At 62.8% G+C, this 13,738-nt stretch carries 11 protein-coding genes and 1 tRNA gene; 3 read left to right on the forward strand and 9 right to left on the reverse strand.

From position 1 onward, the window contains the following. The first annotated feature begins 194 nt into the window (after positions 1-194). Positions 195-2,420: an FUSC family protein gene (locus tag HV753_RS21500; RefSeq protein WP_175176603.1), complete on the forward strand. Its 2,226-nt coding sequence runs from the start codon at positions 195-197 to the stop codon at positions 2,418-2,420. 367 nt (positions 2,421-2,787) lie between these two features. Here HV753_RS21500 and yaaA read toward each other — a convergent pair whose 3' ends face one another. From yaaA to HV753_RS21515, 3 genes are all read right to left on the reverse strand, one after another. Further along, entirely contained in the window at positions 2,788-3,558 is a 771-nt protein-coding gene (yaaA, locus tag HV753_RS21505) for a peroxide stress protein YaaA (RefSeq protein ID WP_175176604.1), read from the reverse strand. A 15-nt stretch (positions 3,559-3,573) separates the two neighbouring features. Further along, a complete protein-coding gene (locus HV753_RS21510) occupies positions 3,574-4,356 on the reverse strand; it encodes a 3-hydroxybutyrate dehydrogenase (protein WP_175176605.1) in 783 nt (260 codons plus the stop codon). 107 nt (positions 4,357-4,463) lie between these two features. Further along, positions 4,464-5,681, reverse strand: a complete 1,218-nt coding sequence (locus HV753_RS21515; RefSeq protein ID WP_175176606.1) for a cation:proton antiporter domain-containing protein — start codon at positions 5,679-5,681, stop codon at positions 4,464-4,466. Positions 5,682-5,936: 255 nt separating this feature from the next. Here HV753_RS21515 and HV753_RS21520 point away from each other — a divergent pair. Further along, positions 5,937-6,027 (forward strand) — tRNA-Ser (locus HV753_RS21520). A 67-nt stretch (positions 6,028-6,094) separates the two neighbouring features. On the opposite strand, the gene HV753_RS21525 is transcribed toward HV753_RS21520, so the two are convergent. From HV753_RS21525 to HV753_RS21540, 4 genes are read right to left on the reverse strand one after another with little or no spacing between them, the layout of a single operon-like run. Beyond that, positions 6,095-7,060 (reverse strand): OmpA family protein, encoded by a 966-nt coding sequence (locus HV753_RS21525; RefSeq protein ID WP_175176607.1) that lies wholly within the window; start codon positions 7,058-7,060, stop codon positions 6,095-6,097. A gap of 52 nt (positions 7,061-7,112) precedes the next feature. Beyond that, a complete protein-coding gene (locus tag HV753_RS21530) occupies positions 7,113-7,730 on the reverse strand; it encodes a flavin reductase family protein (protein WP_175176608.1) in 618 nt (205 codons plus the stop codon). Between the two features lie 3 nt (positions 7,731-7,733). Continuing rightward, positions 7,734-8,693 carry a carbon-nitrogen hydrolase family protein gene (locus HV753_RS21535; RefSeq protein WP_175176609.1) on the reverse strand — a complete coding sequence of 320 codons (960 nt, stop codon included), beginning with the start codon at positions 8,691-8,693 and terminating at the stop codon, positions 7,734-7,736. 16 nt (positions 8,694-8,709) lie between these two features. Further along, positions 8,710-10,362: an MFS transporter gene (locus HV753_RS21540; protein ID WP_175176610.1), complete on the reverse strand. Its 1,653-nt coding sequence runs from the start codon at positions 10,360-10,362 to the stop codon at positions 8,710-8,712. A gap of 172 nt (positions 10,363-10,534) precedes the next feature. Between HV753_RS21540 and HV753_RS21545 the strand changes: the two genes are divergently transcribed. After that, the gene (locus HV753_RS21545; RefSeq protein ID WP_175176611.1) at positions 10,535-11,383 is read left to right on the forward strand and encodes an IclR family transcriptional regulator; all 849 of its coding nucleotides are present in this window, start codon (positions 10,535-10,537) and stop codon (positions 11,381-11,383) included. Between the two features lie 43 nt (positions 11,384-11,426). On the opposite strand, the gene HV753_RS21550 is transcribed toward HV753_RS21545, so the two are convergent. Further along, entirely contained in the window at positions 11,427-12,407 is a 981-nt protein-coding gene (locus tag HV753_RS21550) for a Bug family tripartite tricarboxylate transporter substrate binding protein (protein ID WP_175176612.1), read from the reverse strand. A 60-nt stretch (positions 12,408-12,467) separates the two neighbouring features. Then, entirely contained in the window at positions 12,468-13,595 is a 1,128-nt protein-coding gene (locus HV753_RS21555) for a mandelate racemase/muconate lactonizing enzyme family protein (protein ID WP_175176613.1), read from the reverse strand. Positions 13,596-13,738 lie beyond the last annotated feature (143 nt).

Here is a 13,738-nt window from a genome sequence, read left to right on the forward strand (position 1 = left end):
CGCCTCAACGCGCCGGTTTCGGATAGGCAGACCGACGCAAGAGATGGAATTTACCGCGTTGCGTCAAAGGGCGCAAATCGATGTTTCTGGACCGTTGCACGGGCGACGCAGGGAAAGTCCGGTAACTATCTGACCCCAAAAAATTCAGCCACCTCTCTATACTTGTTCCATCACCCTGAACCGGCTCCCGCCCCATGGATTTGCGCATCGCCAGCATTCGCCGCTTCCTCTACAGCCACTACTTTTTCGGAGGAGTGCGCCAGGGGGTTGGCATGCTATTGCCCGTGCTGGTGCTTGGCGGCCTGTTCGGCAACTACACCACGGGGCTGGTCGCGACCTTCGGCGCGCAGTGCCTGGCCATCATTGACCAACCTGGCGGCCCCCAACGCCACCGCACCAATGAAATGCTGGGCGGGGCTGCGCTGGGCACGCTGACCGTCATCATCACGGGCCTGGCATCCACGCACCCGGTGCTGATCTGGCTGGTGGTCATTGCACAGTGTTTTGTCTATTCGATGTTCACGGTCTTCGGCAAGCGCGGCGGACTGATCGGCTTTGCCGGCCTGCTGCTGATGACCTTGACCATGCATTCGCCGCTGGAACCGCACGAAGTCCTTGCCCATGCGGCAGCCACCCTGGGCGGCGCATTGTTCTACGTGGTGTTCAGCCTGGGATTCTCCCGGCTGTTCTGGCTGCGCGAGGAACAGCAGGCCATGTCGGTGGCGCTGTTCGCCACGGGTGACTACGTGGCCGCCCGCGCGGCCTTCTACGACGAGACCGCCGACCTGGACGAAGCCTATCGCACGCTGATCCAGCGCCAGTCCGTCATGACGGAAAAGCACCAGGCGGCCCGCGACATGGTGCTGCGCGCCCTGCCCCGCGGCAAGGGTTTCGGCGACCGCCAGCGCGTGATGATCTGGAACATGTTCGTCGACATGCTGCAACTGCTGGACACCCTGGTGGCCACGCATACCGATTACGCCGCGCTGCGCCGCACCCTGGCCGGCAACGACTGCCTGATGTTCATGCGGGATGCGCTGGTGAAGATGTCGCTGGAACTGAACCGCATTGCGCTGGACGTATCGCGGGGACGCCAGGTGCAGTACCGCAGCAGCGCGAAGGCTGAATTGCGCGCCATCGAATATGAAATCGAACAGTTGAAGCAACAGGGCCTGGGCGAACGCGAACCTGAAATGCTGGCGCTGATCATCCAGGTGCTGCGCCGCCTGCGCAATTCCGCCCGCATCGTCGACCGGCTGGCGGACCACACCGCGGCGTCGCCCGACGCCAAGCCCACCGATGTGTTGCGCATCAACAAGTCGCTGACGCGCTTCATCTCGCGCCAGGAATTCCGCTTTGGCCTGCTGACCAGCAACCTGCGACTGGATTCGCCCCACTTCCGCTACGCACTGCGCGTGACGGCGGCGGCCGCCATCGCCATGACGCTGGCCAGCCGCTGGCTATCGCCGGAGTTCTCGGCGCACAACTACTGGATCATGCTGACCATCGTCATCATCATGAAGCCCGGTTTCGCGCTGACCCGACAACGCAACGGCTGGCGCCTGATGGGCACGCTGATCGGCTGCATCTGCGCGCTGCTGCTGTTCAACGTGACCGACCGGCCCGAGATCCTGTTCGCCGTGCTGATGGGCGCCTGCATCATGGGCAACAGCCTGGTGCAGTTGAACTACATGGCCAGCGCCATTTTCAACACGCTCTTCGTGGTGCTGGTCTTTCACTTCGTGTCGCCGGGCACGGTGTCCATGTCCGTGATCGGCGAACGCGCCATCGACACACTGCTGGGCTGCGCGCTGGCGCTGATATGCAGCTACATCCTGCCATGGTGGGAGGCACGCTACCTGAAGCCCCTGGCCGCCGCGGCCACCCGCGCCAACCGTGAATACCTGCTGGCCGGCCTGCGCTACGCCGACGCCATGCAGGCGCATGGCGCACCGACGGGCGACGCCGCCGCCGAAACACCCGCCGTGATGGACGCCGACCTGGCGTGGCGTCTGGCCCGCAAGAACGTGCACATCTCGTTCAGCAACTTCGCCGAAGCCTTCTATCGGATGATGAGCGAACCGAAATCGCATCAAGTCAGCGTGCCGGAACTGAACAACCTGCTGATCCAGAACCACGTGCTGGCGTCACAGATCACCGCGGCCATCCCCATTCTTGCCGCCCTGCCCAAGACCCCCGAAGCGGTGCAGGTGGCCATGAACGGCATGGTGGACTTGCTGGACGAACGCCGCCCCCAAATCGCCACGAACCTGCCCACGCAGTTCGATACCGAGGGCGAACAGGCGGCGCTAGCCTACCCGGTCAAACAGATGCTGAAGGCATCCCACATGATCCGGCAGGAACTACAGGCGCTAGCGGACCCGACACATGCCCCGCCAGTAGCGGCGGTAGCGTCTTGAGGGGGGGCTGTGGTGGGGAGAGGAATGGACGCGGGGGATTGGGATTGGGATTGGGATCGGGATCGGGATCGGAATTGTAGGATGGGTGTAGCGCGAGAGTTCTTAAGCAAGAACTCAACTATCCAGCGCGCGCAACCCATCAAGCAGCGGTGAATCCTTAGCGGGTTCGGCCACAACGCAACCGCCGCTTGATGGGTTGCGCGCGATGGATGGCGATGCTTTTGCCAACATTCTCTCGCGCTACACCCATCCTACAATTCCGAGCCCCATTCCCGATTTCAGAGCCCTATTCCCGATTCCGGATTCCGGATTCCGGATTCCAGAGCCGGACTCCGAATTTCCGCCCCCCCCACCAAATCGCCCGGCATCAGACCTTGCGGCGAAACACCAGCTTGTCTTCCGACGAAGCCGATGCGTCATACGCATAGCCTTCCAGGTCAAAACCCTGTAGCCCCTCGGGCTTGGTGACCTTGTGCTGGATGGCGTAGCGGGCCATCAGGCCGCGCGCACGCTTGGCGTGGAAGCTGATGATCTTCCAGGCGCCGTTCTTCCAGTCCTGGAACACGCACTGCACCACCCGCGCCTTCAGCGTCTTCAAGTCGACTGACTTGAAATACTCTTCGGACGCCAGGTTGACGATCACCGGCGCCTTCTTGCCTTCCTGGCGCTCGTTCAGATAAGCCGCAATGGTCGAACCCCAGTACTCGTACAGGTTCTTGCCCTTGGACGTCTCCAGCCGCGTGCCCATTTCCAGGCGGTACGGCTGCATCAGGTCCAGCGGGCGCAGCACGCCGTACAGGCCACTCAGAATGGCCACGTGCTCTTGGGCCCATTCCAGCTGCTTGGCAGACAAGGAGGATGCATCCAGCCCTTCGTAGACGTCGCCATTGAAGGCCAGCACCGCCTGGCGCGAATTGGCCTGCGTGAAGCTGCGCTTCCAGTGGGCGTAGCGCTGCACGTTCAGCTCGGACAGGGCCGGGCTCAGGCTCATCAACTGGGAAATATCGTCCGCGGACTTGGTCTTCAACACTTTGATCAGGCCGGCGGCCTGATCCACGAACAGCGGCTGGGTATGCGTCTCGATGTGCAATGGCGAGTCGTAGTCCAGCTTCTTGGCGGGGGAAAGCAAAAACAACATTCGAAGATTCCTTTATTAACGCGCCGTCCAGCCGCCATCGACGGAGACGGACGTTCCAGTGATTTGCGCGGCGGCATCCGACGCCAGGAACACGGCGGTGCCGCCCAATTGTTCCGGCGTCACGAATTGCAGCGACGGTTGCTTTTCGCTGAGCAGCTCGCGTGCAGCGGTTTCCTGGTCGACACCATTCTTTTCCGCCAATGCCGTGATCTGCTTTTCAACCAGCGGGGTACGAACCCAGCCCGGGCAGATGGAGTTGGCGGTGATGCCCTGGCCAGCGGTTTCCAGCGCCGTGACCTTGGTGAAACCCACCACGCCATGCTTGGCGGCCACATAGGCCGATTTGTTGGCCGACGCCACCAGGCCGTGCGCGGACGCAATGTTGATGATGCGGCCAAAGCCCTGTTTCTTCATGTGCGGCAAGGCGGCGGCGGTGCCATGGAAAACCGCCGACAGGTTCAGCGCCAGAATCGCATCCCACTTTTCAGCGGGGAAGTCTTCGATCAGCGCGGTGTGCTGGATGCCGGCGTTGTTGACCAGGATATCGATGCGGCCCAACTGGCGCACGGTGTTCTCGATCAGCCCACGCACCGCATCGCCCTTTGAGAGATCGGCGCCGTCGTAGATCACCTTCACGCCATGTTTGTCCGCAAGGCCCGCGCGCACCTTTTCGATGTCGGCGGCATCGCCAAATCCGTTCAGGACGATATCGGCGCCTTGCTGGGCGAAGGCCGTGGCAATACCCAGACCGATGCCGCTGGTGGAACCGGTGACAAGGGCGACTTTTCCTTTGAGCATGCGCATTCTCCTGTGGGCGGGCGCGTAGTACGGGGACGCAAAAACGGGGTTCAAGTGTAGCTGCCCGGCATGACGGCAATCATGCCATGACCCCACGACGCGCGGGGTCAAGTTGCGGGGGGCTTGTCCTGAACCTCCGAGGAGGGCTGCACGTCAACCTGGGCAGGCTCGGCCGTCGGTAGATCCGCCATGCCGCCCCGGTTCTCCGGCACGCGCTCCAACAGTTTGATCAGCAGGGGCACCACCCCCATCGACACCGCCACCACCACCGACAGCACGTCTCGCTGCTCAAGATTCACCAGATGGTTGTCCCAGGCTTCGTTGAAGATGGCAAAGCTGAACTCCCCGCCTTGTGCCAGCACGGCGGCAAAAAGCAGACGGTGGTAGCGCGGCAATCCCAGAAACCGCGCGAACCCATATAGAACCAGTGCCTTGATCACCAACAAGGCGGTCACGCCGGCGATGATGAGTTTCCAGTGAACCGCCACGACCGCCAGATTGATCGACATGCCGATGGCCAGGAAGAACAGGCCCAGCAGCAGCCCCTTGAAGGGCTCGATCGCCTTTTCCAGGTCGTGGCGATAGCGGGATTCCGCCATCAGCACCCCCACCAGGAAGCCGCCCAAGCCTGCCGACAGGCCCGCATAGTCAAACAATTGCGCGGCGCCCACCACCATCAGCAACGCCGCCGCGGTGAATAACTCGTTCAGTTGCGCCTTGGCGGCCCAGCCCAATAGCCGCAGTCGGTACGCCACCGCCACGACGGCCACGGCCACCAGCGCTTCCTTGAAGGATGGCGCCGACGAGCCGTCGGAGCCCAACAACCCTGCCGCCACCAGCATGGGAATCGCCGCCATGTCCTGGAACAGCAGCACCCCGAGCGCCGACCGGCCCAGCGGCGTGCGCGTCAACACCCGTTCGTCCAGCAAGCGCAGCGCCACTGCCGTCGAGGACAACGCCAACGACAGCCCGCAGAGCACCGCCGCCTGCCACTCCATGCCCGCCATGTGCCGCAGCGCGGCGCCGAACACCAGCCCCAACAGCAGCCCGCAAGCGAGCATTTGCAAGGAGCCCAGCACGAAGACCTCGCTGCGCATGGCCCATAGCCGCTTGGGCGACAGTTCCAGCCCGATGATGAACAGCATCATCACCACGCCCCACTGCGACACGTTGATCATCGTGTCCACATTGGTCACCAGCTTCAGGCAGGACGGCCCGATCAGCACACCCGCGATCAGATAACCGGGGATGGCACCCAACCCCAACCGCTGGGTGATGGGCACGCACAGAACGGCGGCCAGCAAGAGGATAAGGATCAGATCCATGGGGGATGCTGCCTGGTGAGTGCGGACAGGAAGACGGAGATGAAGGAATTCTGGCCAAAGATGGCCGGCGCCGGAAGCCGGTTGAAACCCGCTGTAGGGATCTTTTCAACACCCCCTTTACACAAACAAAAAAAATCCTGTAGAATTGCGGGCTTCGCTGCTCCGACAACGAAGATCCTTCCGACCAGGGATCTTGCAGTGAGAAACCCGTTCTTTCACTGGAACAGGAATTTCACCGTTACGGAATCCAGCCACGGAGAGGTGGCAGAGTGGTCGAATGTACCTGACTCGAAATCAGGCGTACGGTATCCCCGTACCGTGGGTTCGAATCCCACCCTCTCCGCCAAGTATGCCAAGGCCAACCCTTCTGGGTTGGCCTTTTTTCGTTCAGGGATTCCAACCCGGGCGCCGCCTTATTCCTTGACCAACTCCACCCGCCGATTCTTGGCGCGGCCCTCTTCGGCGTCGTTGGACGCCACCGGCGCCAGCGACGCCACGCCCCTGGCGGACAGCCGGATGGCGGGAATCCGGTAGGATTCCGTCAGTGCCTTGACCACAGCATCCGCACGCTTTTGCGACAAGTCCATATTGCGGGCCAGACTGCCCTGGTTGTCGGTATGGCCGACGACGTAGACCTTGAGCGTAGGATTGGCCTGCAGAAGCTTGCCCATTTCGTCCAGCGCGGCCTTGGATTCCGCCTTGACGTCGGCCCTGTCGGTGTCGAAATACACGCCATAGACGGCGACCTTCCCGGACTCGGTCAGGGCCTTTTGCATTGCCGTTGCGTCGGGCAGGCTGACCTGGCCCGTCTGCATGGCCTTGACCTCGACGACCTGTAGGAACACGAGCGTGCGCTTGTTGGACTCGTCCTGCATCACATCCAGGAACGCAAAGACGTCGCCCGAGGGCGCTTCCTTTTTCGCCAGCACGACGTAGTACTTGCCGCCAAAGGCGGCATCGCCCTCGCCGGACGGGCGGACTTTGTCGCCGTTGAGGACGAAGGACTGGAAATCGCCCCCGCACTGCTCGTCGCCCTTGCACTCGAACACGGTCTTGAAGCCGCCCGCACGCACGGTGTCCTGGTAATTGCGGAAGACCTCAAGCGCGGACTTGTTGCCGTCGATGCGGTAGCCGATACGGGTGATCTTGCCTTCCAGCACCAAGGTCTTGGCCTCGGACTCTTTGGGGATGGCCTGGTCCGGCATCGCCGTCTCGTCGTAATCCAGTTGCTGGTAGGTATGGATTTCCGCGCCTGAGAAACGCCCCACCAGCGGATGGTCCTTGGACCCGGCCACGTCGGCCGCATGGCCCGGCAGCGCGACCGATGCCAATGCGGCGCCAAACAAGGCGAGAAGAACGATTCTTGCAGTACGTACCATCGGGGCGCGAGCCTCCTTGCGACGAAACCCTGGAAGGTGGACGTATTCTTCTTCAGGCCGGCGCCGTCGGCCGGGCCAACTGGAACAGGTCCGAGCTGCGAGCATACCAGCCGCCCCCATGCATGCGCGCGATCAACCCCATGGAAGGCGTGTCCATGTAGCCGCGCGCAGCGTCCTGCACATAGGCGTCATCGACGTAAGCCCCCAGGACCCGGCCGATCACCACGATCTGGCGCGGGCCGGTCACGACGGTTGCCTGGCTGACGCATTCCAGCGAAACCGGGCTGCCTTCGATGAGCGGCGGGCGCACATGGACGGCCGGCTTCGCGGTCAGGCCGGCCTTGGCCAGTTCATCCACGCCCGGCGCATAGTCCGCGCACGTCTGGTTCATCTGCTGCATCAAAGATTCCGGCACCAGGTTCACGACGAACTCGCCGTTCTCGATGATGTTGGCGCCCGTATCCTTGAATTCACCGTTGGCGCGGCGCATCAGCCCGATGGCGACCGTCGGCGGCTGATGGCCCATGACATTGAAGAAACTGAACGGCGCCGCATTCACGATGCCCTCGCCCGATATCGTGGTGACCCACGCGATCGGGCGCGGTGTGACGGTCGACGTCAGCAGGTTGTAGACCGTCTGCGCCGGCAAGGCGCTGAAATCAAAATGCATGGCTCAGGGCTCCTGTTGCCCAGTGGTGTTGATGGCGGACACGGCGCGCTTTTCGCGGGTGTCGACGTGCAGCTGGAAGACATCCGGCCGCGCATAGTGGCCGGACACGTCGAAGTCGTACTTGCCGCGCAGGATCTGGTTGGGATTGATGTCGGCGTACAAGATCGTTTCGTCAGAGAAATCCGGGCCAGCCAGCACTTCGCCCAACGGGTCGATGATGGCGCTGCCGCCACGCATCAGCACGGTGTCGGGGCTGTCACCCAACGCGCATTCAAAATCTTCCGGGTAGGCGTCGCGGCGCAGATGCTGGCAGGCAGTCAGCACGTAGCAGCGGCCTTCCAGCGCGATGTGGCGCATGCTGGGAATCCAGCTGTCGCGATCATCCGCGGTGGGCGCGCAATAGAGCGCCACGCCTTGGCTGTACATATACATGCGCAACATGGGCATGTAGTTTTCCCAGCAGATGACGGCGCCGATCTTGCCGTAGGGCGTGTCGAAGACCGGCATCGTCGAGCCATCGCCAAATCCCCAGATCAAGCGTTCGCCAGCCGTCGGCATCAGCTTGCGGTGCTTGCCGGCAAGCCCTTCCAGGCCGTTGAAGTACAGCACGGTGCAGTACAGCGTGCCGCCATCGGCTTCGATGCAGCCCATCACGACAAAGCTGTCGGTGTCGGCCGCGGCCTGGGCCACCAGTGCGACCTCTTCGCCGTCCAGCCGGATGGCTTGCTGGTGATAGCTGGCGAAGGCGTCGCGGCCCTCGGGTTTGCGCATGCCGATCGGCGCCCCAAATGAATTGCCCTTGGGGTATCCGCCCAGGAAAGCTTCGGGGAACACCAGCACCCGGGCGCCCTGCTCCGCTGCCTGGCGGATCAGGGAGGCTGCCTTCTGGGCGCACGCCAGACTGTCGGTCGGGATGGACGCCGCCTGGATGACGGCAGCCTTGAAACTCGATTGCACGGACATGTCTCTCCTCGCTTTTTTAGTGGATGGGGTCTTCGTCGATGGCCTGGGGTCGCGGGTTCGGCAGGAACAGACTGCCGATGATGCCCACCACCACCATGACGACCACCGGATACATCAAACCGCCGAAGATATTGCCACTGGCCTGCGCCAGATAGGTGGCGGTAAACGGCACGATGCCGCCGAAGATGCCGGCACCGATGTGATACGGGAAGGATAGCGCGGTGTAGCGGATACGCGCCGGGAACAGCTCAACCAGATAGGACGCGACCGGGCCATAGACCATCGCGACAACCGCCGTCATCAACACCAGGATCAGGATGATGGTGGCCCGATCGACGCGCGCGGGGTCGGCGCGATCCGGGTAACCGGCCGCCGTCAAGGCGCTGGCGTAGCCCGCACGGTCAAAGCCGTTGACGGTGACGCCGCCCACGCTCATGGCGATTTCCTGTCCCGGCAGCGGCGCGGCATACTCAAAGTTGATGCCCTTGCCGACCAGGAATTTCTTGGCCTGCACGCATACCTTCTTGTGGTCGGCATGGCTGCCGATCATGGCGGCTTGCAGCCCGAAATCGCAGGCGCCACCGCTGGTGTCGGCATGGACGCGCACCGGCGTGCTTTGCATGGCTTGCGCCAGCGCCGGGTTGCCCGCCTTGAGCAGCACTTCAAACATGGAATGGTAGCCAAGGGCCGCGACGAAAAGGCCCACCATCATGATCCACTTGCGGCCGATGCGATCCGACAGCCAGCCGAACAGCACGAAAGTCGGCGCTCCGATGATGAAGCCGATGAGGATCAGCGTGTAGACGCTAGTCTGGTCGATCTGCACGGCCTGTTGCAGGAAAATCATCACGTAGAACTGGCCCGTGAAGTAGGTCGCGCCCTGGCCAGCCGTGACGCCAATCAGTGCCAGCAGCACCAGCCGCAGGCTGGACCATTGGCCAAACGTCTCCTTGACGGGATTCTTGGACAGGCGGTTCTGCTGCTTCATCCGCGTGAAGACAGGCGATTCATGCAGCTTGGCGCGCACATAGATCGAAATCGCCAGCATCACGATCGACAGGATGAACGGCAGCCGCCAGCCCCACTGGCGGAAGTCCTCGGCGCTCATCGCCGCCTGCGTGCACAGAATGACGATCAACGACAGGATCAGGCCCGCCGACGAGGTGATCTGAATCCACCCGGTCAAGAGGCCGCGACGCTTGGGCTCGCAATGTTCGGCCACATAGATCACCGCGCCGCCGTATTCGCCGCCCACGGCTAGGCCCTGGATGACGCGCAGCGTCAGCAGCAGTATCCACGACAGGTGGCCCGCCGATTCATAGGTGGGCAGGCAGCCGATCAGCACCGTCGCCCCGCCCATCATCACCACCGTGATCAGGAACGTGTACTTGCGGCCCAGCTTGTCGCCCAGGTAGCCGAACATCACGGCGCCCAGCGGACGGATGATGAAACCCACGGCCAACGCACCCAATGCGGCCAGCAGCGCCACGGTGGGATTGTCCTGCGGGAACAGCACCTGGCTCATGAAGACGGCCAAGGTCCCGTAGATGAAAAAGTCGTACCACTCGAACAAGGTGCCCAAGGTCGAGGCCACCACCACCTGGCGTTCCTCTTTTCTGCTGAGCGCCGCCCCGGCGCCAATCCGCTGCATTGCAACATTCGCTTCCATGCTTGCATTCCCCGATCTTTTTTAGATTGATACCGCTGTATGCATTAACTATTATCAAACGCACAGCAGGACGGGAAACAGCTAGGGGAAACCCGGCGGACCCGTCCCCAGCCGGGAAAGAAGGCGATCGACCCGCTGCTACACTGCCGCCAAACACACCGTGGAGACAGTGATGGCAAGGCCCGCCGGCAAGGTTGAAAAGAACGCGGAACAGACGCCGACCGCTGCGCGCAGGGGCATCCAGTCCATCGAAGTGGGGTTCCGGATACTGGACGTGATCCGCAAGACCGGCCGCCCCATGCCGCTGAAGGAAATTGCCGACGCCTGCGAGCTGACCGTGCCGAACGTGCACTACTACCTGGTCAGCTTCCAAAAGGTGGGCGTGGTGCAGCAACATGCGGACACCGGCCACTACGGACTGGGGCCTTACGCCTTGCGGCTGGGCCTGGCGGCCCTGGAGCAATTCGACGTGTTCACCACGGCCCGGCCCATCATGGCCGAAGTGGCCGCGATTACCGGGCACACCGTGTTCCTGGGTGTCTGGGGCAATAAGGGGCCCACGATCGTCTATCGCGTGGAAGGCAGCCGCAGCCGCCCATTGCTGGAATTGCGCGTCGGCAGCGTGATGCCGCTGTTGTCGTCCGCGCTGGGCCGCAATTTCCTGGCCCATCTGCCCGACGCCCTGACCCGCGACCTGCTGGAGCAGGAATTGGCCTCGTCGGTACCCGAAAGCCATGGCGGCGCACCGGGCAATTCCTACACGATGAAAGACGTGCAGGCGATCCGCGACGAAGTGCAGAAGCACCACCTGAGCCGATGCCGCCACGCCTTGCTGCCGCACTTCACGTCGCTATCGGCGCCCATCTTCGACATGCTGGGCGAAATGACGGCGGCCATCACCTTGATGGGGCCGGTGGGCGCCATCGACGATGACCTGGAATCCGGGACCGCCCGGCTGCTCAGGGAGAAAGCCCGCTCGATTTCAGCAACGGCGGGCTGGGTCGATCCGGACTCGCGCTAGCGCCGCAGCCTTTGCAGACGCGCGTCGCGGGCGCGACACCGCGTCAGCTTTCGACGACAATCTTCGCGTCTTTGATTGTCTTGGCGTATTTCTGCTGCTCCTGCGTCATGAAATCGGCAAAGCGCTGCACGCTGCCGCCGCCGTCCTCCGCCCCCACCTGCGCCAGTTTTTCCTGCACGTCCGCCATGGCCAGCACGCGGTCGATATCGCGGTTCATGCGCTGGACCAGCGCATCGGGCATCTTGCCCGGCCCCACCATGCCGAACCAGATGCTGGCCTCGAAACCTGGATAACCCTGTTCGGCCACCGTCGGCACATTTGGCTGACTTTTGGAACGCCGCTGTAGCGTCTGCGCCAGCGCAATGACCTTGCCCGATTGAAGCAACGGCGTCGCGGTCGTCATGCCCTCGAAGCAATACTGCACGTGGCCGCCCATCAGGTCGTTCATCAACGGCGCGGAACCTTTGTACGGCACGTGCAGCACATCGATGCCCGCGCGGGCCTTGAAGATCTCCAACGCCAGATGCTGTGCGGACCCCGCGCCCGCCGAACCGAACACGATCTTGCCCGGCTGCGCCTGGCAAAGCTTGACCAGGTCAGGCAGGGTCTTGGCGGGTTGCGAGGCGCCGCCGATCAGGATGGTGGGCGTCTTGCCGACCAGCGCGATGGGCGAAAAATCGCGGTCCACCGAGTAGGCCAGTTTGGGTTGCAGGCCAGGGGCGATGCCGTGGCTGTTCACGTGCGCCATCAACAAGGTGTTGCCGTCGTTGGGTTGGCGGGCGACCTGCTCGGCGGCAATGATGCCGGCGGCGCCCGCGCGGTTCTCCACGATGACGGGGATATTCCACATCACGCCCAACTTCTGTCCCAGCAAGCGCGCCAGCACGTCGGTGCCCCCGCCGGCGGGAAAGCCCACCACGATCTTCACGGGGCCCGACGGCAGGTCTTGCGCCAGCGCGGAGGCCGGCAAGACGAGCCCAACCCCGAGCGCCGCGGCGCCGGTCATGAATTGCCTGCGTTGCATTCTTGTCTCCTCGCGCCGGTCCCGTAGGCCGGCGACTGTTTTTAGGGAAGCACTGCCTGCTTAACGACTAACGCGGGTCCATTTTCCGTAGCGTTGGACCATGCTTTCTTCAAACCCGAAGCCCAGTCCCGGCTCCTGATGCAACACCACGCGCCCTTGCTTGTGGGTCAGTTGACGATCGACCAGCTTGCGGAAATTCAGCACCTGATCATCCCAGAAGAACTCCACGTATCGCGCGTTCGGCGTGGCCGCGACCAGCGGCGCATGCACGTCGTGGAACCAGTGCGGGCAGACGACCACGCCATAGCTGGCGGCGGTGGCGGCGATGCGCTTCCATTCGGTGATGCCGCCGCACACGGCCGCATCCGTCTGCAAGATGCCGGCCGCGCCCTTGTCCAGCAATTCCTTGTGATACCAGCGGCCGTAGCCGATTTCAGCGGTGGCGATCGGCAGATGTGTCAGGCGTGCCAGCTTGGCATGGCTGTCGATATCGTCCGGGCCAAAGGGTTCTTCGATGAAATAGGGTTCGTATTGCTCGAAGCGGCGAATGTACTGCATGGCCTGAGTCACGTCCTGCCAGGCGTTGTTGCAGTCCATCATCAGTTCGACGTCCGGGCCAACAGCCTCGCGCGCGGCCTTCAAGCGCGCCTCTTCCTCGCGCGGCGACAGGCGGCCGGTCTTCATCTTGACGGCGCGGAAGCCCTTCTCCACATAGCTGGCCATTTCTTCGCCCAGATGCTGCGGCGTCTTGCCATCCAGGTAATAACCGCCGCTGGCGTAGGCGGGCACGGTTTCCAGTTCAACCGCCCCCAGGAACTTGTGCAGCGGCAGGCCGGCCGTCTTGGAATTCAAGTCCCACAGTGCGATATCCAACGCGCTCAAGGCGCGCATCACGGTGCCCTGGCGGCCTTGCAGCAGCGCCTCTTGATACATGGTTTGCCACAGGCCTTCCACGGCATGCGAATCCTTGCCCAACAGGACCGGGCCCAGCAGGCTTTGCACGGCGGCTTCAAAGATGGCCCCGCCCGCGCTGCCGATGTAGCAGAAGCCGATGCCTTCCACGCCGTCGGTGGAGCGCACCTTGACCAGGCCGTAGTGCCGCGTGGAAACGGTGCGGTTCGAGAACGAAGTGACTTTGTCCAACGGCACCGCGGCGGCGCATACGTCGATGGATTCAATAATGGGCACGGCAGGCTCCTTGATAAGGGGAAATTCCGACAGGCGGTGCCAGCGCGTCTTGCGCCGGCTGAATGCTCTGGACGTATTCTTCCCTTGACCAAAGAAAACAACAATTATCGTCACCCATCTTTAGAATATGGATATTCCATCTT

Source organism: Achromobacter pestifer, assembly GCF_902859625.1.
GTDB classification, from domain to species: Bacteria; Pseudomonadota; Gammaproteobacteria; order Burkholderiales; family Burkholderiaceae_B; genus Achromobacter; species Achromobacter pestifer.